Origin of the sequence: Pseudomonas sp. 8AS (assembly GCF_902506505.1) — a bacterium.
GTDB lineage: Bacteria > Pseudomonadota > Gammaproteobacteria > Pseudomonadales > Pseudomonadaceae > Aquipseudomonas.
Genome location: NZ_LR733406.1, coordinates 2058546 through 2077581 on the forward strand (window position 1 = coordinate 2058546; position 19036 = coordinate 2077581).

Sequence of the window (19036 nt, forward strand, 5' to 3'; positions counted from 1 at the left end):
GCAGTGTCGCAGTATGGGCGGGGAAGATTTACCGCTCGCCGAGTTCGAAGGCGGTCAGGCAGAACACGGCGATGCCGCTGTCCTGCAGCTTCTGCGAGCCGCCCAGTTCGGGCAGGTCGATGATCGCCGCGGCTTCGTGGACTTTGGCGCCCATGCGCCGGACCAGGCGGGCGGCGGCGAGCAGGGTGCCGCCGGTGGCGATCAGGTCATCGAAGATCAGCACCGAGTCGCCTTCGCACAGGCTGTCGGCCTGCACTTGCAGCAGCGCCTCGCCGTATTCGGTCTGGTAGCTCTCGCTCAGCACCTCGGACGGCAGCTTGCCCTGCTTGCGAAACAGGATCAGCGGCTTGTTCAGCTCGTAGGCGATGATCGAGCCGATCAGGAAGCCGCGCGCATCCATGGCCGCGATGTGGCTGAAGTCGTTCTCCACATAGCGCTGGATGAAGCTGTCGGCGACCATGCGCAGGGCGCGCGGCGACTGGAAAATCGGGGTGATGTCGCGAAACACCACGCCCGGCTTGGGGAAGTCCGGCACCGGGCGGATCAGGGATTTGATGCTGAATTCATCGAAGATCATCGTCAGATTCCTGTCGGCCGGTTTTGTGCGGGGTATCAGCTGTCCACGTTGCCGCCTGCCAGGGCGCACAGCTCGATCGGGTCGAGGATGTGCACTTCCTTGCCTTCGGCGGCGAGCAGGCCGTTCTGCTGGAAGCGGGTGAACACCCGCGAGACGGTTTCCACCGCCAGGCCCAGGTAGTTGCCGACCTCGTTGCGCGACATGGCCAGGCGGAACTGGTTGGGCGAGAAGCCGCGGGCACGGAAGCGCGCGGACAGGTTGACCAGGAAGGTGGCGATGCGCTCGTCGGCGGTCTTCTTCGACAGCAGCATCATCATCTGCTGGTCGTCGCGGATTTCCCGGCTCATCACCCGCATCAGCTGGCGGCGCAGCTGCGGCAGCTGCACGGACAGTTCGTCCAGGCGCTCGAAGGGGATTTCGCAGACCGAGGTGGTTTCCAGCGCCTGGGCGGAAACCGGGTACAGCTCGGTATCCATGCCGGACAGGCCGACCAGCTCGCTGGGCAGGTGGAAGCCGGTGATCTGCTCCTCGCCGCCGTCGCTCAGGCTGAAGGTCTTCAGCGCGCCGGCGCGCACGGCGAATACCGAGGCGAAGGCATCGCCCTGGCGGAACAGGAACTCGCCCTTCTTCAGCGGGCGACCGCGTTTGACGATCTCGTCGAGGGCATCCATGTCCTCCAGGTTCAGTGACAGCGGGAGGCACAGCGCCGCCAGACTGCAATCCTTGCAATGGGCCTGGTGCGGGGTGTGCACCTTGATGGTCTCGGGCATCACGGGGGGTTCCTGCTGGCTAAACACGCATAGATGGCAAGGGTAACGCATGCCCGGTTCATCAGCCAGCCTAGAACGGTGACCTGACGGCTCGTTCAGGTTTCGACCGATAAGGCCGTCGTGCCCAGCCAGAGGAGCGCGGGTTGTTACGGATAAACCGCGCAGCGCCAGGGCTTGGCGTGGGCGCAAGGACACAGGTGCCGGTTGGCACCCAGGCCGCTGCCGGGCAAAGATAGGCGCGCCGTTGTGCGCTTTAGCCGCAGCGGCATTTTGCCCACCCCAAACAGGCCAAGGATCGGCATGCCCCTGAAACTCTTCGTGCTACTCGGCTGTGCCCTGCTGCTGGCAGGCTGTGAGGTGCTGTTCGTGGCCAACACCCTGGTCGGCTGCGCGATGCGCCCGGAGATGGAGATCCTGCCCCGGGAGCTGCCGGTGGCGCGGGCCGGTGAGCCCTACCGGGTGCGCATCGAGGTGGTCGACACCAGCTCGCCGCTGAGCGGCATCCATGTCGATCCCGGGCAGCCGCTGCCGGCCGGCCTGACGCTGGAGCATGCGGAGCGTGCTGCCCATGGCGTGATTGCCGGTACGCCCCTGACTCCGGGGCTGTATTCGCTGCGGATCTATGCCGGTAGCTACGGCACCCAGTGCGTGGGCAAGAAAGTCGAGCGCTCGTACCGGCTTGAAGTGCTGGTGGCGGATTGAACCTGCTCGGCGTCTGGCCCGGCGCGCCCCCCGCGCACCGGGCCAGCCGCCGCTCAGATTACCCGGGAGAACCGCTGCTGGTTCTGTTGCTCCAGATAGCGGTCGAACAGCATGCACACCGAACGCACCAGCAGGCGGCCGGCTGGGCGCACATCGATGCCCTTGTCGCTCAGCTCGATCAGGCCGTCGCGCGCCAGTTGCTGCAACTGCGGCCAGAGGCTGGAGAAGTAGCCGCGGAAATCGATGTTGAAACGTTCTTCGATCTGCTGGAAATCCAGCTGGAATTCGCAGATCAACTGCTGGATCACCGCACGGCGGATGCGGTCGTCTTCATTGCACACCAGGCCGCGCAGGGTGGCGAGCTGGCCGTTGTCGATGCTCTGCTGGTAATTGCTCAGGTCGCTGCTGTTCTGGCAGTAGAGGTCGCCGATCTGGCTGATGGAGGACACGCCGAGGCCGATCAGGTCGCAGTGGCCGTGGGTGGTGTAGCCCTGGAAATTGCGTTGCAGGGTGCCGTCTTCCTGGGCGGTGGCCAGTTCGTCGTCGGGCAGGGCGAAGTGGTCCATGCCGATGTAGCGGTAGCCGGCGGCGGTCAGCTGCTCGATGCTGCCCTGCAGCATGGCCAGCTTGTCGGCCGGGCCGGGCAGCTCTTCGCTGTTGATCCGCCGCTGCGGCAGGAAGCGCTCCGGCAGGTGCGCGTAGTTGAACACCGACAGGCGATCCGGTTGCAGGGCGATGACTTCGGCCACGGTGCGGGCGAAGCTTTCCGGGGTCTGCTTGGGCAGGCCGTAGATCAGGTCGATGTTCACCGAGCGGAATTGCAGGGTCCGCGCGGCCTCGACGATGGCGCGGGTCTCCTCCAGGCTCTGCAGGCGGTTGATCGCCCGCTGCACGGCCGGGTCGAGGTCCTGTACGCCGAGGCTGACGCGGTTGAAACCCAGCTCGCGGAGCAGGCCCATGGTCGACCAGTCGGCCTCGCGCGGGTCGATCTCGATGCCGTAATCGCCGGAGTCGTCGTCCAGCAGGGTGAAGTGCTCGCGCAGATGGGCCATCAGCCGGCGCAGTTCGTCATGACTGAGGAAGGTCGGGGTGCCGCCGCCGAAGTGCAGCTGCTCGACCACCTGCTGGCGGTCCAGGTGGCAGGCGATGTTGGCGGCTTCCTTTTCCAGGCGCTCGACATAGGGCAGGGCGCGGCCGCGGTCCTTGGTGATCACCTTGTTGCAGGCGCAGTAGTAGCAGATGTTGGCGCAGAACGGCACGTGCACGTACAGGGACAGCGGACGCAGGGCCTTGCGGCTGTCGCGCAGGGCATGCAGCAGGTCGAACGAGCCGACATCGCTGTGAAACTGCACGGCGGTCGGGTAGGAGGTGTAGCGCGGGCCCGGCAGATCGTAGCGGCGAATCAGGTCGGTGTCCCAGCGGATGGCGTCGAGCATGCGGTTGTCCCTGCAAAGGCAAGCAATGGTTGCGAGTCTAGGCAGCGCGGGGCAGACGGGTCTTGACCTGGATCAGGGTGGCGGTGGCTGACGGCTTCGGCGGCTCGGCGCGCTGCGCAACTGTGCGCTGTGTAACGCTGCTCAGTGCCCCATCAGCCAGTGCTGGTGGGGGCCGGGCAGGGTCCACAGGCCGAACAGGATGACCAGCAGGCCGCCGGCCATGCGCACGCCGCGCCGGCGCAGCAGGGCGGTCAGGCGTTCGGCGGCCATGCCGGTGGCCAGCAGCACCGGCCAGGTGCCGAGGCCGAAGGCCAGCATTAGCAGGCCGCTGTCCAGGGCCGAGCCCTGGCTGGCCGCCCACAGCAGGGTGCTGTAGACCAGGCCGCAGGGCAGCCAGCCCCAGATTGCGCCGAGCAGCAGGGCGCGCGGCACGCTGCTGATCGGCATCAGGCGGCTGGCGATCGGCTGCAGATGGCGCCAGAGATGGCGGCCGAGGCCTTCGATGCGGGTCAGGCCGCTCCACCAGCCGGCCAGGTACAGGCCCATGGCGATCAGCAGCAGGGCGGCGATGACCCGCAGGACCATGGCCGCCGGGCTGCTGGCCACGGCCCAGCCGGCCAGGCCGATCAGCACGCCGGCAGCCGCGTAGCTGAGGATGCGGCCGAGGTTGTAGGCCAGCAGCAGGCGCAGGCGCCGGCCGCGCTGCTCGGCGGGAATGGCCAGGGTCAGGGCGCCCATCAGGCCGCCGCACATGCCCAGGCAGTGGCCGCCGCCGAGCAGGCCGAGGATCAGCGCGGAAACCAGCAGTGGCGCCAGTTCAGGCACGGGGTTCGTCCTGCGCCGCCGGTTTGTCGGCCTCGGCGATGCCGGCCTTGTGCTGCGGGTCTTCGTCGTCGAACAGGATGCTGTGCGCCGGGCTGTCGAGGTCGTCGTACTGGCCGTTGTCCACGGCCCAGACGAACAGCCAGATGGCGAAACCGACCAGGGCCACGGCAACCGGAATCAGGATATACAGCGCGGACATGGGGGCTCCGATGGGTTTAGGGGCGAGTCGCCGGGGTGCGGGTCAGACGCAGGGCGTTGAGTACCACCAGCAGCGAGCTGACCGACATGCCGAAGGCGGCCCATAGCGGAGTGACCCAGCCTGCGGCGGCGAACGGCAGTACCAGGCCATTGTACAGGCTGGCCCAGGCCAGGTTCTCGACGATGATGCGCCGCGTGCGGCGGGCCATGGCGAAGGCCTGCACCAGGCTGCCCAGGCGATTGGACAGCAGCACGGCATCGGCGCTGGTCTTGGCCAGGTCGGTGGCGCTGCCCATGGCCACGCTGATGTCGGCGCCGGCCAGCACCGGCACGTCGTTGACCCCGTCGCCGAGCATCAGCACGCGGTGGCCGTCCTGGTGCAGCTGCTGCAATACGGCCAGCTTGGCATCCGGGGTCAGGCCGCCGCGGGCGTCGTCGATGCCCAGCTGGCGCGCCACTTCGCCGACCATCGGTGAGCTGTCGCCGGACAGCAGGATGATATTCCAGTGCTGGGCGCGGCAGGCGGCGAGCAGCTGCGCGGCATCGGCGCGCAGGCGATCGTCGAGGACGAACCAGGCCAGCGGCCCGCGCTCATCGCCGAGCAGCAGCCACTGGCCGTGCTCGCCGGGAATCGGTGGGGCGCCGCGCGCCGCCAGCGCGGCCACGTAGGCGGGCTGGCCGATGCGCAGGCGGCGGCCGTCGACCACACCTTCCAGGCCCTGGCCGGGTTCGCTGCGCAGCTGCTCGGCGCCTTGCTGGCTGTGGCCGAAGGCGCGGGCGATGGGGTGTTCGGAGCCGTGTTCGAGGGCGGCGGCCAGCGCCAGGCAGGCGTCGCTGTCGAACTCGCGCAGGGTGAGGATGCGGTCCAGGGTTAGGCGGCCCTCGGTGAGGGTGCCGGTCTTGTCGAAGATCACCGTGTCGATCTGCTTCAGCCCCTCCAGCACATGGCCGCGGGTGAGCAGCAGGCCGAGCTTGTGCAGGCTGCCGGTGGCGGTGGTCAGCGCGGTCGGGGTGGCCAGGGAGAGGGCGCAGGGGCAGGTGGCGACCAGCAGCGCGAGGACGATCCAGAACGCACGCTGCGGGTCTATCTGCCACCAGACCAGGCCGACCACGGCCGCCACGCCGAGCACGATCAGCAGGAACCACTGTGCCACCCGGTCGGCCAGTTCGGCGATGAGCGGCTTGTCGGCCTGGGCGCGCTCTAGCAGGCGGACGATGGCGGACAGCCGGGTATCGGCGCCGAGGGCCTGGACTTCGACAGTCAGCGGACTCTCCACGTTGAGGGTGCCGGCGGTCACGGAGTCGCCTTCCGCGCGGGGTAGCGGCAGGTACTCGCCAGTGAGCAGCGACTCGTCGACGCTGGACTGGCCGCTGTGGATGCGGCCGTCCGCCGGCAGCAGGCCGCCGGGCGGCACCAGCACGCGGTCGCCGACGCGCAGTTCGCGCAGCAGGATGCGCTGGCTCTGGCCGGCCTGATCCAGGCGCAGGCAGGAGGCCGGCAACAGGTTGACCAGCTGCGCGGTGGCCGCCGCCGTGCGCTCGCGGGCGCGCCGTTCCAGGTAGCGGCCGGCCAGCAGGAACAGGGCGAACATGCCGACCGCATCGAAGTACAGCTCGCCGATGCCGGTGACGGTGGACCAGATGCCGGCCGCGTAGGCGCCGCCGATGGCCAGCGACACCGACACGTCCATGGTCAGGTGGCGGGTGCGCAGGTCGCGCAGGGCGCCGCGGAAGAACTGGCCGCAGCAGTAGAAGACGATGGGCGTGGTGAGGAACAGGCTGGTCCAGCGCAGGATCTTGTCCAGCTCGGGGGACAGGTCGATGTTGAACTCCGGCCAGGTGGCCATCGCCGCCATCATCACCTGCATCCACAGCAGGCCGGCGACGCCGATCTGGCGCAGCGCCTTGCGGTTTTCCTCGGCCAGGCGCGCGCTGGCGGCGTCGGCCTGCCAGGGGTGGCCGGCGTAGCCGATCTTGCGCAGTTCCTTGAGCAGCTGGCTGAGCGGCAGCTGGCTGTCGGCCCAGCGTACCTGCAGGCGCTGGTTGGACAGGTTGAGGCTGGCCTCGGCGACGCCATGCAGGGTGCGCAGGTGTTTCTCGATCAGCCAGCCGCAGGCCGCACAGCTGATGCCCTCGATCAGCAGCACGGTTTCGCTGAGTTCACCCTGGTGCTGGACGAAGGGCTGCTGCACTTCGCTGCGGTCGTACAGCTCCAGCTCGTCGCTGAGGGCCTTGGGCAGGGCCTGCGGGTTGATCGCACTGTCGCTGCGGTGGCGGTAGTAGTTTTCCAGGCCGCCGGCGACGATGGCCTCGGCCACCGCCTGGCAGCCCGGACAGCACAAGGCCCGCGTCTCGCCGAGTACACGGGCCTCGAAGCGGCTGCCGGCGGGAACCGGCAAGCCACAGTGATAACAGGGGAGGGGACTGCTCATGGGCGCGGATCGGTCACTCGCCGAGCCGGACCGACTGGCCGCTGGCCAATTGTTCTTCCTCGAACAGGCGCCAGTCCTGGCCGCCTTCCTGGCCGATCAGCTCGACGAAACGACGGCCTTCGACCAGGTCCGGCATCTGCCCGAAGTAGCTGCCGTCGCCCTGCAGTTGCAGGATCACCCGGCGATCGCGCTCGGGCTGGGTCGGCGAGATCAGGTTGAGCACCAGCTGCGGCGGGTTGCTGTAGCCCTGCAGTTGCAGGTTGGCGGTGCCCTTGTCGTTGTCCAGCACTAGGCTGGCCTTGAGCTTGAGGCGGCTGGCCAGGTTCTCGCGCTCCAGCGAGGTGTTGATGCCCTTGCCGACGTCGTAATAGTTGTCGGCGATCAGGCCCGGCGGGTTCTTGGTCGCGATCACCAGCATGGTGGTGCCGAGGGTGATGGACATGCCGAGAATGCCGAGGATGAACCAGGGCCAGAACTGCTTGTACCAGACGCTGTGGTAGGGCTGGGTTGGCGGCAGTTCGCTCGGGGCGATGGCAAGTACCGCATTTTCCGGCGATGCGGCCTGCAGGCGGCGCAGCAGGGCGAAGCCGCGGCGTTGCAGGTTGGCTGCCTGCCACTGGTTGCCCTTGAATCCGACCAGGCAGAACAGCGGCAGCTGCACGGCGGCGATCAGCAGGGGCTTGGTCTGCGCCAGGCTGTCCGGCAGCTGGAAAACCAGCAGCACCAGTAACGGAGTCAGCAGCAACAGCCCCAACGCCAGCCACCAGAGCTGCTTGTATAGCGCCCAGATCAGGCCAAAGCACAGGCCCGGCCAGGAGAAGCCCGTCTTGACGGCCTCTAGGCCGTGGGCGGGGTGGTGGAAAACGTCAAAGCTCTTCATCGACTGCCTTACTGAGTGGGGATCGCCTGCCGGTCCGCTTGAGCGGGCCGGCAGGGTTCAACGGTTACCTGACGCTGGGGCCGATAAAGCGGCTGACAGAGTCGCTCTGGATGGTCGGGTCTTCGACCGCCTGGATCTTGAAGCGGATCTCGTTGGTGCTCGACGGCAGTTTTTCCGGCGGGATGGACAGCTCCACCGGCACCGAGAGTACCTCGCCTTCGGCGGCCTTGAGTTCGCGCTTGCCTTCGTAGACCAGGCCGTCGAGGCCTTCGGCGCTGACCATGAAGGTCAGGTCGCGCTGGGCCTTGTTCATCAGCTTGAGGGTGTAGACGTTCTCGATGAAGCCCTGTTCGTTCTCGCGGAACAGTACGCGGTCCTTGAGCACGTCGAGTTCGACCAGCGAGCGGTGGGCGACGGTCCAGCCGAACAGGCCGATCATCGCGATCAGGGCGATGGCGTAGCCGATCAGGCGCGGGCGCAGCAGGTGGGTCTGCTGGCCGGACAGGTTGTGCTCGGTGGTGTAGCTGATCAGCCCTTTCGGGTAGTTCATCTTCTCCATGATGCTGTCGCAGGCGTCGACGCAGGCGGCGCAACCGATGCACTCGATCTGCAGGCCGTCACGGATGTCGATGCCGGTCGGGCAGACCTGCACGCACAGGGTGCAGTCGATGCAGTCGCCGAGGCCTTCGGCCTTGTAGTCGGCGGTTTTCTTGCGCGGGCCACGGGTTTCGCCACGGCGCGGGTCGTAGGAGACGATCAGGGTGTCCTTGTCGAACATCACGCTCTGGAAGCGCGCATAGGGGCACATGTAGATGCACACCTGCTCGCGCAGCCAGCCGGCGTTGCCGTAGGTGGCCAGGGTGAAGAAACCGACCCAGAAATAGGCCCAGCCGTCGGCGCTGCCGGCGAGCAGGCCCGGCACCAGGTCGCGGATCGGCGAGAAGTAGCCGACGAAGGTCAGGCCGGTGACCAGGCCGATCAGAATCCATAGCGAGTGCTTGGCGGCCTTGCGCAGGAACTTCTGGCCGCTCATGGGCTGCTTGTCCAGCTTCATGCGCTGGTTGCGGTCGCCTTCGGTGACTTTCTCGCACCACATGAAGACCCAGGTCCACACGCTCTGCGGGCAGGTGTAGCCACACCAAACGCGCCCGGCGAACACGGTGATGAAGAACAGGCCGAAGGCGCAGATGATCAGCAGCCAGGACAGCAGGGCGAAGTCCTGCGGCCAGAAGGTGGCGCCGAAGATGTAGAACTTGCGCTCGGGGAGATCCCACCAGACGGCTTGCCGATCATTCCAGCTGAGCCAGGCGGTACCGAAATAGAGGATGAAGAGGAGGGCGCCGCCACCTACGCGCAGGTTGCGGAACAGGCCGGTAAAGGCACGGGTGTAGATCTTCTCGCGGCTGGCGTACAGGTCGACGCTGCCTTTGGCATGTTGCGGGGTGAGATTCTTGACGGGAATTTGTTCGCTCATCGGCTCGTACCACGGCGGTAGGTGATTGCTCCGGTCAGTACCTGCCGACTGGAGTCAGGGCGTCACGCATGCCTATATAGTACGCCGAAACGAGCTTTGTCCGGGTGCGACCTTGGGTCGCGCACCCGGACAAGTGGCGGTTTACTTCTCGACTGTTTCCGGCTTTGCGCCGTGCGACAGGCTGTACACGTAAGCGGCCAGCAGGTGCACCTTGTCTTCGCTACCCACGTACTGCAGCTGCGCCGGCATGTTGCCGTTGCGGCCGTAGCGGATGGTCTGCTGCAGCTGCGCGTAGCTGCTGCCGTAGATGAAGGCGCTCGGCTTGGTCAGGTTGGGTGCGCCCATGCTCGGGGTGCCCTTGCCGTCCGCGCCGTGGCAGGCGAAGCAGGTGCTGGAGAAGATCTTGCGACCGGCTTCGATGTCGGCGCTCACGCCTTCCGGCAGCTTGCGCCCGGCCAGTTCGGTGAGTACGTAGGCAGCGGCATTGCGCACGCCCTCTTCGCCGATGGTCGGAGCCTGTGCCGGCATCATGCCGTGACGGCCGGCGATGATGGTCTGCTTGATGTCGGCCGGAGCGCCACCCCAGCGCCACTCGTTGTCGGTCAGGTTGGGGAAGCCGTAGGCGCCCTTGGCGTCGGAGCCGTGGCAGACCGAGCAGTTGGAGGCGAACAGGCGGCCGCCCATCTTCAGGGCTTTCTCGTCCTTGGCCACTTCCTCGATCGGCATCTTGGCGTACTGGGCGTAGATCGGCGCGTACTGCTTGTCAGCGCGCAGCATCTCCTTTTCCCACTGGTGCACGCCGGTCCAGCCTGGCTCGCCGTTGGCGAACGGCTTGCCGTCGCCCACTTCGTTGTAGCCCGGCAGCAGGCCTTTCCAGGTACCCAGGCCCGGGTAGAGCACCAGGTAGCCGAGGGCGAAGACGATGGTGCCGATGAACAGCATGAACCACCACTTCGGCAACGGGTTGTCGTATTCGGCGATGCCGTCGAACTCGTGGCCGAGGGTTTCTTCCGTGGCTTCCTGGCGTTGCCCCTTACGCACGCTGAAGATCAGCACGGTAAGGGCGACGATGGTGCCCAGGCTCAGCACGGTGATGTACAGACTCCAGAAGGTAGTCATTCTTTATTGCTCCCAGAAGCTTGTTCGTCACGCTTTTTGGCGGGGGCGTCGTCGGCGAAGGGCAGGTTGGCGGCTTCGTCGAAGCTGTCCTTGCGTCTGCTGCTGTAAGCCCAGAGCACCACGCCAATGAAAGCGATGAAAACCACGGCGGTGCCAATACCGCGAAGCGTCCCGATATCCATCATGCGTTACCGTTTGTTCTTGATTGAGGTGCCCAGACCTTGCAGGTAGGCGACCAGCGCCTCCATCTCGGTCTTGCCTTTGACTGCTTCTGCCGCACCGGCGATGTCGGCGTCGGTGTAGGGCACGCCCATGGAGCGCAGGGCTTCGAGCTTGGTGGCGGTGTCCTTGCCATCCAGCTTGTTCTCGACCAGCCATGGGTAAGCCGGCATCTTCGACTCCGGCACCACGTTGCGCGGGTTGTACAGGTGCGCGCGGTGCCACTCATCGGAGTAGCGGCCGCCGACGCGGGCCAGGTCCGGGCCGGTACGCTTGGAACCCCACAGGAACGGGTGATCCCAGACGCTTTCGCCGGCGACCGAGTAGTGGCCGTAGCGCTCGGTTTCGGCACGGAACGGACGGATCATCTGCGAGTGGCAGCCGACGCAGCCTTCGCGGATATAGATGTCGCGACCTTCGAGTTCCAGAGCGGTACGCGGCTTCATGCCCTCGACCGGGGTGTTGGTGACATCCTGGAAGAACAGCGGGACGATCTGGGTCAGGCCGCCGATGCTGACGGCGATGACCATGAACAGAGCCAGCAGGCCGATGTTCTTCTCGACTATTTCGTGGCTTTTCATCAGTGAGCGACCTCGGCAGGGATGCGGGCGGCGGCTTCGTATTCAGCCGGTTTGGCCGCGCGCACGGTGCGGTAGGTGTTGTAGGCCATCAGCAGCATGCCGGCGACGAAGAAGGCACCGCCGATAGCGCGGACCAGGAAACCGGGATGGCTGGCTTCGAGGGCTTCAACGAAGGAGTAGGTGAGGGTGCCGTCTTCGTTGACTGCACGCCACATCAGACCCTGGGTGATGCCGTTGACCCACATGGAGGCGATGTACAGCACGGTACCGATGGTGGCCAGCCAGAAGTGGGCGTTGATCAGACCGACGCTGTGCATCTGCTCGCGACCGAAGACTTTCGGGATCAGGTGGTACAGCGAGCCGATGGAGATCATTGCCACCCAGCCGAGGGCGCCAGCGTGCACGTGGCCGATGGTCCAGTCGGTGTAGTGGGACAGGGCGTTGACGGTCTTGATGGCCATCATCGGGCCTTCGAAGGTGGACATGCCGTAGAAGGCCAGGGACACCACCAGGAAGCGCAGGATGGGGTCGCTGCGCAGCTTATGCCAGGCGCCCGACAGGCTCATCATGCCGTTGATCATGCCGCCCCAGCTCGGAGCCAGCAGAATCAGGGACATGGCCATGCCCAGGGACTGCGCCCAGTCCGGCAGGGCGGTGTAGTGCAGGTGGTGCGGACCGGCCCAGATATACAGGGTGATCAGCGCCCAGAAGTGCACGATCGACAGGCGGTACGAGTAGATCGGGCGGCCGGCCTGCTTGGGTACGAAGTAGTACATCATGCCCAGGAAACCGGTGGTCAGGAAGAAGCCCACGGCGTTGTGGCCGTACCACCATTGCACCATGGCATCGGTCGCGCCGGCGTACAGCGAGTACGACTTGAACAGGCTGACCGGCATTTCCATGCTGTTGATGATGTGCAGCATGGCGGTCACCAGGATGAAGGCACCGAAGAACCAGTTGCCCACATAGATGTGCTTGCTCTTGCGCTTCATCACGGTGCCGAAGAACACCACGGCATAGGTGACCCAGACGAGACCCAGCAGGATGTCGATCGGCCATTCCAGCTCGGCGTATTCCTTGGAGCTGGTGTAACCCAGCGGCAGGGTGATCACGGCCAGCACGATCACGGCTTGCCAACCCCAGAAGGTGAAGGCGGCCAGACCGTCGGAGACCAGGCGGGCCTGGCAGGTACGCTGCACCACGTAGTAGGAGGTGGCGAACAGCGCGCAACCACCGAAGGCGAAGATGACTGCGTTGGTGTGCAGCGGACGCAGGCGTCCGAAGCTGGTCCAGGGGAGGTTCAGGTTGAGTTCTGGCCACACGAGTTGTGCGGCAATGAACACGCCTAGACTCATCCCGATGACGCCCCAGATCACCGTCATGACGGCGAACTGGCGGACCACCTTGTAGTTGTAAGCAGTCTGACTGATTGCTGTGCTCATGCTAGGGGTTCCACGGTTAATGGAGGTTTTTTGGGGGGTAAAAAACGGCGGCAAGTATGGAGAAATGAGGTACCCATTGCAACGCTACATGCCTGTGCGATCAAGGTTTTAGCGGCTTTTGCCGGGCCTTGGCGGGGGGCAAAGAACACCGCAGTTGCGAAGCTTTCGCACCTTTAGGGGCGCTGCGCGGAAGAGGGAATCGCTTGTAATTGTTACTGCGTGCGACTGTCAGCAGCTTAGTCCATGTCAAACGACAGGGTGTGCTGCTGGTCGGAGGGGTGCGACGCTCGGTCGCACGGAGAAATGCCACCTGCCGCGGGCGCGGCAGGTGGTTTTGGCGGGATGTGTCGTTTGCCTGTGCGGCGGCGTCGGGCGACGTCGCGCGTTGGTGCGGGCTTACTTGGCCGCGGTTTTCTCGACCTGGGCGGACAGGCTGTACACGTAGGCGGCCAGCAGGTGCACCTTGTCTTCGCTGCCCACGTACTGCAGCTGCGCCGGCATGTTGCCGTTGCGGCCGTAGCGGATGGTCTGCTGCAGCTGCGCGTAGCTGCTGCCGTAGATGAAGGCGCTCGGCTTGGTCAGGTTGGGTGCGCCCATGCTCGGGGTGCCCTTGCCGTCCGCGCCGTGGCAGGCGAAGCAGGTGCTGGAGAAGATCTTGCGACCGGCTTCGATGTCGGCGCTCACGCCTTCCGGCAGCTTGCGCCCGGCCAGTTCGGTGAGCACGTAGGCAGCGGCATTGCGCACGCCATCTTCGCCGATGGTCGGAGCCTGTGCCGGCATCATGCCGTGACGGCCGGCGATGATGGTCTGCTTGATGTCGGCCGGAGTGCCGCCCCAGCGCCACTCGTTGTCGGTCAGGTTGGGGAAGCCGTAGGCGCCCTTGGCGTCGGAGCCGTGGCAGACCGAGCAGTTGGAGGCGAACAGGCGGCCACCCATCTTCACGGCTTGCGGGTCCTTGGCTACCTCTTCGATGGGCATGGCGGCGAACTTGGCGTAGATCGGCCCGTACTGCTGCTCGGCCTTGTCCATTTCGCGCTGCCACTGGCCGACCTGGGTCCAGCCGTTCTCGTAGCCCGGCAGCCAGCCTTTCCAGTTGCCCAGGCCCGGGTAGATGGCCAGGTAGCCGGCGGCGAAGATGATGGTGCCGATGAACAGCATGAACCACCACTTGGGCAGCGGGTTGTCATACTCCTCGATGCCGTCGAAGGCATGGCCCATGGTCTGCTCGGTGGTGCCTTTGTTCTCGCCGCTGCGGGTGGCGAATACCAGCCACAGCAGGGCGACCAGGCTGCCGAGGGTGAGCAGGGTGATGTAGCCACTCCAGAAAGAGGTCATGGCTGTGTACTCCGTGACAGAAACAGGAAGGGGTGAATGACCATGACTTACCTCTTGTTCTTCAGGCTGGTGCCGAGGACCTGCAGGTAGGCGACCAGCGCCTCCATCTCGGTCTTGCCGCTGACGGCTTCGGCGGCGCCGGCGATATCCGCGTCGCTGTAAGGCACGCCGAGGGTGCGCATGGCTTCAAGCTTGGCGGCGGTGTCCTTGCCGTCCAGCTTGTTCTCGACCAGCCAGGGGTAGGCCGGCATCTTCGACTCCGGCACCACGTTGCGCGGGTTGTACAGGTGCGCACGGTGCCAGTCATCGGAGTAGCGGCCGCCGACGCGGGCCAGGTCCGGACCGGTGCGCTTGGAGCCCCACAGGAACGGGTGGTCCCAGACGCTTTCGCCGGCGACCGAGTAGTGGCCGTAGCGCTCGGTTTCGGCGCGGAACGGACGGATCATCTGCGAGTGGCAGCCGACGCAGCCTTCCTTGATATAGATGTCGCGGCCTTCCAACTGCAGCGCGGTGTAGGGCTTCATGCCCTGTACCGGCTCGTTGACCACGTCCTGGAAGAACAGCGGGACGATCTGGGTCAGGCCGCCGATGCTGACGGCCAGGACCATGCACAGGGCCAGCAGGCCGACGTTCTTCTCGAGTATTTCGTGTTTGCTGCTCATCAGTGGGCTCCCTCAGTGATCAGCGCGCCCGCGTCGTATTCGGCCGGTTGCACGGCGCGTACGGTGCGCCAGGTGTTGTAGGCCATCAGCAGCATGCCGGTGAAGAAGATCGCCCCGCCCAGTACGCGCACCACGAAACCGGTGTGGCTGGCTTCCAGGGCTTCGACGAAGGAGTAGGTGAGGGTGCCGTCTTCGTTGACCGCGCGCCACATCAGGCCCTGGGTGATGCCGTTGACCCACATGGAGGCGATGTACAGCACGGTGCCGATGGTGGCCAGCCAGAAGTGGCCGTTGATCAGGCCGATGCTGTACATCTGCTCGCGGCCGAAGACGCGCGGGATCAGGTGGTACAGGGCGCCGATGGAGATCATTGCCACCCAGCCGAGGGCGCCGGCGTGTACGTGGCCGATGGTCCAGTCGGTGTAGTGGGACAGGGCGTTGACGGTCTTGATGGCCATCATCGGGCCTTCGAAGGTGGACATGCCGTAGAAGGCCAGGGACACCACCAGGAAGCGCAGGATGGGGTCGGAGCGCAGCTTATGCCAGGCGCCCGAGAGGGTCATCATGCCGTTGATCATGCCGCCCCAGCTGGGTGCCAGCAGGACCAGAGACATCACCATGCCGAGCGACTGGGCCCAGTCCGGCAGGGCGGTGTAGTGCAGGTGGTGCGGACCGGCCCAGATATACAGGGTGATCAGTGCCCAGAAGTGCACGATCGACAAGCGATAGGAATACACCGGACGCCCGGCCTGCTTGGGCACGAAGTAATACATCATCCCCAGGAAACCGGCGGTGAGGAAGAAGCCCACGGCGTTGTGGCCGTACCACCACTGCACCATGGCGTCGGTGGCGCCGGCATACAGCGAGTAGGACTTGGTCAGGGTGACCGGCAGCTCCATGTTGTTGACCAGGTGCAGGATCGCCACGGTCAGGATGAAGCCGCCGAAGAACCAGTTGCCCACATAGATGTGCTTGGTCTTGCGCTTCATCAGGGTGCCGAAGAACACCACGGCATAGGAGACCCAGACAATGGTGATCAAGATGTCGATCGGCCATTCCAGCTCGGCGTATTCCTTGGAGCTGGTCCAGCCCAGGGGTAGGCTGATCGCCGCGAGCACGATGACCAGCTGCCAGCCCCAGAAGGTGAAGGCGGCCAGGCTGTCCGAGATCAGGCGGGTCTGACAGGTACGTTGCAGCGAGTAGTAGCTGGTGGCAAACAGGGCGCAACCACCGAAGGCGAAGATCACCGCGTTGGTATGCAGGGGTCGCAAGCGGCCAAAGCTGGTCCAGGGTAGGTTGAAGTTGAGTTCGGGCCAGGCCAGTTGCGCGGCGATGAACACGCCGAGCCCCATCCCGACTATGCCCCAAACCACCGTCATAATGGCGAACTGGCGGACCACCTTGTAGTTGTAGGCGGTTCTGCTGGTTGTGTTCATGTGTTGGGCTTCCATCCACGGTTTATGAAAAGCAGGGCAAGCATGGGTAATGGCACGGTGACAGTTATTGACGGAGGTCAATGCGCGGTGGGTGAGTGGCTTCTGGACGGGTGTGACAGGCTGTCGCAAGTCGATCTGATCCTGGCGCACGGCGCCGGCGCGCCGATGGACAGCGCGTTCATGGCCGGGATGGCGGGGATGTTGGCGGCACGCGGCATCGCGGTGCTGCGCTTCGAATTTCCCTATATGGCGCAGAGGCGTCTGGGTGGCGGCAAGCGGCCGCCCAATCCCCAGGCGCAGCTGCTGGAGAGCTGGCGCCAGGTCTATGCCGCCGTGCGCGAGCAGGTGCCGGGGCGGCTGGCGATCGGCGGCAAATCCATGGGCGGGCGCATGGCCAGTCTGCTGGCCGACGAGCTGGGCGCCGACGCGCTGGTGTGCCTGGGCTATCCCTTCCATGCCGTGGGCAAGCAGGACAAGCCGCGGGTCGCCCACCTAGCCGACCTGCGCACGCCGACCTTGATCGTCCAGGGCGAGCGCGACCCGATGGGCGCGCGGACCACGGTGGCGGGTTATGCCCTGTCGGCAGCGGTTGAGCTGCACTGGCTGGCGGCCGGCGATCATGACCTGAAGCCGCTCAAGGCGAGTGGCTTCAGCCACGAGCAGTACTTGTGCAGCGCCGCCGATGCGGTGGCCGGGTTTCTGCGGCGCTGAGTCGCTCGGCCATCGAGGCCATGCCGCGGCGGCTGATATGGGGGGGCTTGATCGGCGAGAGACACCGCCCGGTGCTTCTTTCGCGGCGAAAGCATTCGGTCGGGGCCGATTCCGCATCGGCATTCCGCGGTTGCCGCACCACAAAAAAAGCCGGCATCAGCCGGCTTTCTTATACGTCACCAGCCTTCAGCGGTTGAAGCGCTCCACCAGGGAGTACTGGTCCTGCGCGGTGGTGGTCAGCGCCTCGCTGAGGTTCGCGGTGTTCTGCGCTTCGCCGGCGGTCTGATCGGCCAGCTGGGCGATGGTGGTGATGTTCTGGTTGATTTCGTCCGCCACGGCGCTCTGTTCCTCGGCGGCGGCGGCAATCTGGTTGGCCATGTCGGCGATATTAGCCACGGCTTCGCTGATACCCAGCAGGGCCTGGTCGGCCTGCTGCACGCGTTCGACGCCTTCGTCGGCCTGCTTGCGGCCGATCTCCATGGTCATCACCGCCTCTTCGGCGGTGCGCTGCAGCTTGGCGATCAGGGCGTGGATCTGCCCGGTGGATTCGGCGGTGCGCTGGGCCAGCGAGCGCACCTCGTCGGCCACCACGGCAAAGCCGCGGCCCATCTCGCCGGCGCGGGCCGCTTCGATGGCGGCATTGAGCGCCAGCAGGTTGGTCTGGTCGGCAATGCCCTTGATCACATCGACCACGCCGCCGATCTCGTTGCTGTCCTGGGCCAGGCGCGACACGGTTTCGCCGGTTTCGCCCACCGACAGCGACAGGCGCTGGATGGCGTCGCGGGTTTCCGCGGTGACATTGCGCCCTTCACCGGTCAGGCGATTGGCTTCCTGGGTGGCGATGGCGGTGCGCGCCACATTGCTGGCGACCTCAAGCGTCGTTGCGGCCATCTCGTTGACCGCGGTGGCGACCTGCTCGGTCTCCACGCGCTGGCGCTCCAGGCCGGCGGAGCTGTTGTGGGCCAGCTGGTCGGCCTGGCGGGCCTGGTGGGTCAGGCGCTCGGCGGTATCCTGCAGGCGGGTCAGGCAGGTCTTCAGGCGGGCCTCCTGGCTGAGCATGGCCATTTCCAGGCGCGCCTCGGCGCCATGGCTGTCGGTGTACATCTGCGCGATCAGCGGGTCCGAGGTGGTCTGCTCGGCCAGGCGCAGCAGGCGCTTGATTCCGCGGTTCTGCCAGGCCAGGCCGGTCAGGCCCAGCGGCACCGAGAGCAGGGCGGCGAGCAGGAAACCCCAGGTCGAGCCCATCCAGTGGCCGATCAGGAAGCCGATCTGACTGATCAGGATGAATGGCAGCCAGGCCTGCAGCAGTGGCAGCCAGCTGTCGCGGCTGGGGATCGCCGATTTGCCGGCATTGATCCGCGCGTACAGCGCCTGGGCGCGGCTCACCTGCTCGGCGGTCGGCTTGATCCGCACCGACTCGTAGCCCACCACCTGGCCGCCTTCGAGCATCGGGGTCACGTAGGCATTGACCCAGTAATAGTCGCCGTTCTTGCTGCGGTTCTTGACGATGCCCATCCACGGGCGGCCCTTCTTCAGGGTGGTCCACATGTGCTCGAACACCGCCGGTGGCACATCCGGGTGGCGCACCAGGTTGTGCGGCGCCCGGATCAGCTCATCGCGCGTGAAGCCGCTGATCTCGATGAAGGCCTGGTTGCAGTAGGTGATCTGACCTTTGGCATCGGTGGTGGAGATCAGGCGCTGCTGGGCTGGGAAGGTGCGCTCGCGCTGGGTGATGGGCTGGTTGTTTCGCATGCGTGTCGATTCTTCGGCGGAGGGCTTGTCAGAGTTGATCGGCCGTGAGCGGTGAAAATTTAGCGGTCGATCCGAGCGTTCGTAACCGATTGTAACCTGCCTGGATGGATAAGAATATTTTGGCGCCAACTTTTTATTTGGCATGGCTGTTTTTATATGCAGTCAATGGCAAATAGCTGAAATGTTCAGTGGAGATTGATATGCAACTTATCCGGCTCGGCTAATAGTGTCCTATATAGCGCTATTTTTGTCTCGATATATGGCGTCAGAAAAATGGCATTCGCGTGTTTTTATATATGCTGTCAGTGCGATTATTACCTCGGGTAATGCCTGTTTTTTTGGTGTTACTTTCTAATGCATCTTCTGTATGATCCATTCCAGAGCGCTTGCATCATCTTGGTGCCAGAAAAATGGCATTTGTGAAGCTGGTCACGCGTTACTCTTGGTAACTAGGTTACTGTTTTAAAAAGGAATAACTTAACAAC

General features: G+C 65.2%; 18 protein-coding genes and 1 pseudogene. 2 read left to right on the forward strand and 17 right to left on the reverse strand.

All coding sequences use genetic code 11. The features are described 5' to 3' along the window. Positions 1-28: 28 nt before the first annotated feature. Both GV001_RS09665 and fnr read right to left on the reverse strand, forming a co-directional pair. Positions 29-577 (reverse strand): adenine phosphoribosyltransferase, encoded by a 549-nt coding sequence (locus GV001_RS09665; protein WP_160079414.1) that lies wholly within the window; start codon positions 575-577, stop codon positions 29-31. Positions 578-612: 35 nt separating this feature from the next. Next, positions 613-1347, reverse strand: a complete 735-nt coding sequence (gene fnr, locus GV001_RS09670; RefSeq protein WP_160079415.1) for a fumarate/nitrate reduction transcriptional regulator Fnr — start codon at positions 1345-1347, stop codon at positions 613-615. Between the two features lie 300 nt (positions 1348-1647). Between fnr and GV001_RS09675 the strand changes: the two genes are divergently transcribed. Further along, on the forward strand, positions 1648-2049 hold the full coding sequence (locus GV001_RS09675; protein WP_160079416.1) for an Ig domain-containing protein: 402 nt from the start codon (positions 1648-1650) through the stop codon (positions 2047-2049). A 53-nt stretch (positions 2050-2102) separates the two neighbouring features. On the opposite strand, the gene hemN is transcribed toward GV001_RS09675, so the two are convergent. The 14 genes and pseudogenes from hemN to ccoN (GV001_RS09740) all read right to left on the reverse strand — a co-directional run bounded on the left by hemN (position 2103) and on the right by ccoN (GV001_RS09740) (position 16088). Continuing rightward, the gene (hemN, locus tag GV001_RS09680) at positions 2103-3485 is read right to left on the reverse strand and encodes an oxygen-independent coproporphyrinogen III oxidase (RefSeq protein ID WP_160079417.1); all 1383 of its coding nucleotides are present in this window, start codon (positions 3483-3485) and stop codon (positions 2103-2105) included. Between the two features lie 141 nt (positions 3486-3626). Continuing rightward, the gene (locus GV001_RS09685) at positions 3627-4310 is read right to left on the reverse strand and encodes a sulfite exporter TauE/SafE family protein (protein WP_160079418.1); all 684 of its coding nucleotides are present in this window, start codon (positions 4308-4310) and stop codon (positions 3627-3629) included. Further along, entirely contained in the window at positions 4303-4509 is a 207-nt protein-coding gene (gene ccoS / locus GV001_RS09690; RefSeq protein ID WP_160079419.1) for a cbb3-type cytochrome oxidase assembly protein CcoS, read from the reverse strand. The genes GV001_RS09685 and ccoS overlap by 8 nt, the downstream gene beginning before the upstream one ends. A gap of 16 nt (positions 4510-4525) precedes the next feature. Next, entirely contained in the window at positions 4526-6940 is a 2415-nt protein-coding gene (locus GV001_RS09695) for a heavy metal translocating P-type ATPase (RefSeq protein WP_160079420.1), read from the reverse strand. 13 nt (positions 6941-6953) lie between these two features. Then, on the reverse strand, positions 6954-7457 hold the full coding sequence (locus tag GV001_RS20130; protein ID WP_256664991.1) for a FixH family protein: 504 nt from the start codon (positions 7455-7457) through the stop codon (positions 6954-6956). A gap of 87 nt (positions 7458-7544) precedes the next feature. Further along, a pseudogene (locus tag GV001_RS20135) lies at positions 7545-7820 on the reverse strand (DUF2628 domain-containing protein); the annotation flags it as partial. Positions 7821-7884: 64 nt separating this feature from the next. Continuing rightward, on the reverse strand, positions 7885-9294 hold the full coding sequence (ccoG, locus tag GV001_RS09705; RefSeq protein ID WP_160079422.1) for a cytochrome c oxidase accessory protein CcoG: 1410 nt from the start codon (positions 9292-9294) through the stop codon (positions 7885-7887). A 141-nt stretch (positions 9295-9435) separates the two neighbouring features. Next, positions 9436-10413 carry a cytochrome-c oxidase, cbb3-type subunit III gene (ccoP, locus tag GV001_RS09710; RefSeq protein WP_160079423.1) on the reverse strand — a complete coding sequence of 326 codons (978 nt, stop codon included), beginning with the start codon at positions 10411-10413 and terminating at the stop codon, positions 9436-9438. Beyond that, the gene (locus GV001_RS09715) at positions 10410-10595 is read right to left on the reverse strand and encodes a cbb3-type cytochrome c oxidase subunit 3 (RefSeq protein WP_160083272.1); all 186 of its coding nucleotides are present in this window, start codon (positions 10593-10595) and stop codon (positions 10410-10412) included. Before GV001_RS09715 ends, ccoP (GV001_RS09710) begins: the two co-directional genes overlap by 4 nt. A 6-nt stretch (positions 10596-10601) precedes the next feature. After that, positions 10602-11213 (reverse strand): cytochrome-c oxidase, cbb3-type subunit II, encoded by a 612-nt coding sequence (gene ccoO, locus GV001_RS09720; RefSeq protein ID WP_160079424.1) that lies wholly within the window; start codon positions 11211-11213, stop codon positions 10602-10604. Continuing rightward, positions 11213-12655 carry a cytochrome-c oxidase, cbb3-type subunit I gene (gene ccoN, locus GV001_RS09725; RefSeq protein WP_160079425.1) on the reverse strand — a complete coding sequence of 481 codons (1443 nt, stop codon included), beginning with the start codon at positions 12653-12655 and terminating at the stop codon, positions 11213-11215. The genes ccoO (GV001_RS09720) and ccoN (GV001_RS09725) overlap by 1 nt, the downstream gene beginning before the upstream one ends. 396 nt (positions 12656-13051) lie before the next feature. Then, a complete protein-coding gene (gene ccoP / locus GV001_RS09730) occupies positions 13052-13990 on the reverse strand; it encodes a cytochrome-c oxidase, cbb3-type subunit III (protein ID WP_160079426.1) in 939 nt (312 codons plus the stop codon). A 47-nt stretch (positions 13991-14037) separates the two neighbouring features. Further along, complete coding sequence (ccoO, locus tag GV001_RS09735; protein WP_160079427.1) at positions 14038-14652, reverse strand: cytochrome-c oxidase, cbb3-type subunit II; 615 nt, start codon at positions 14650-14652, stop codon at positions 14038-14040. Then, complete coding sequence (gene ccoN, locus GV001_RS09740) at positions 14652-16088, reverse strand: cytochrome-c oxidase, cbb3-type subunit I (protein ID WP_160079428.1); 1437 nt, start codon at positions 16086-16088, stop codon at positions 14652-14654. Before ccoN (GV001_RS09740) ends, ccoO (GV001_RS09735) begins: the two co-directional genes overlap by 1 nt. Positions 16089-16130: 42 nt before the next feature. Between ccoN (GV001_RS09740) and GV001_RS09745 the strand changes: the two genes are divergently transcribed. Then, positions 16131-16799: an alpha/beta family hydrolase gene (locus GV001_RS09745; protein ID WP_256664894.1), complete on the forward strand. Its 669-nt coding sequence runs from the start codon at positions 16131-16133 to the stop codon at positions 16797-16799. A 186-nt stretch (positions 16800-16985) separates the two neighbouring features. Here GV001_RS09745 and GV001_RS09750 read toward each other — a convergent pair whose 3' ends face one another. Further along, positions 16986-18551: a PAS domain-containing methyl-accepting chemotaxis protein gene (locus tag GV001_RS09750; protein ID WP_160079429.1), complete on the reverse strand. Its 1566-nt coding sequence runs from the start codon at positions 18549-18551 to the stop codon at positions 16986-16988. Between the last annotated feature and the right edge of the window lie 485 nt (positions 18552-19036).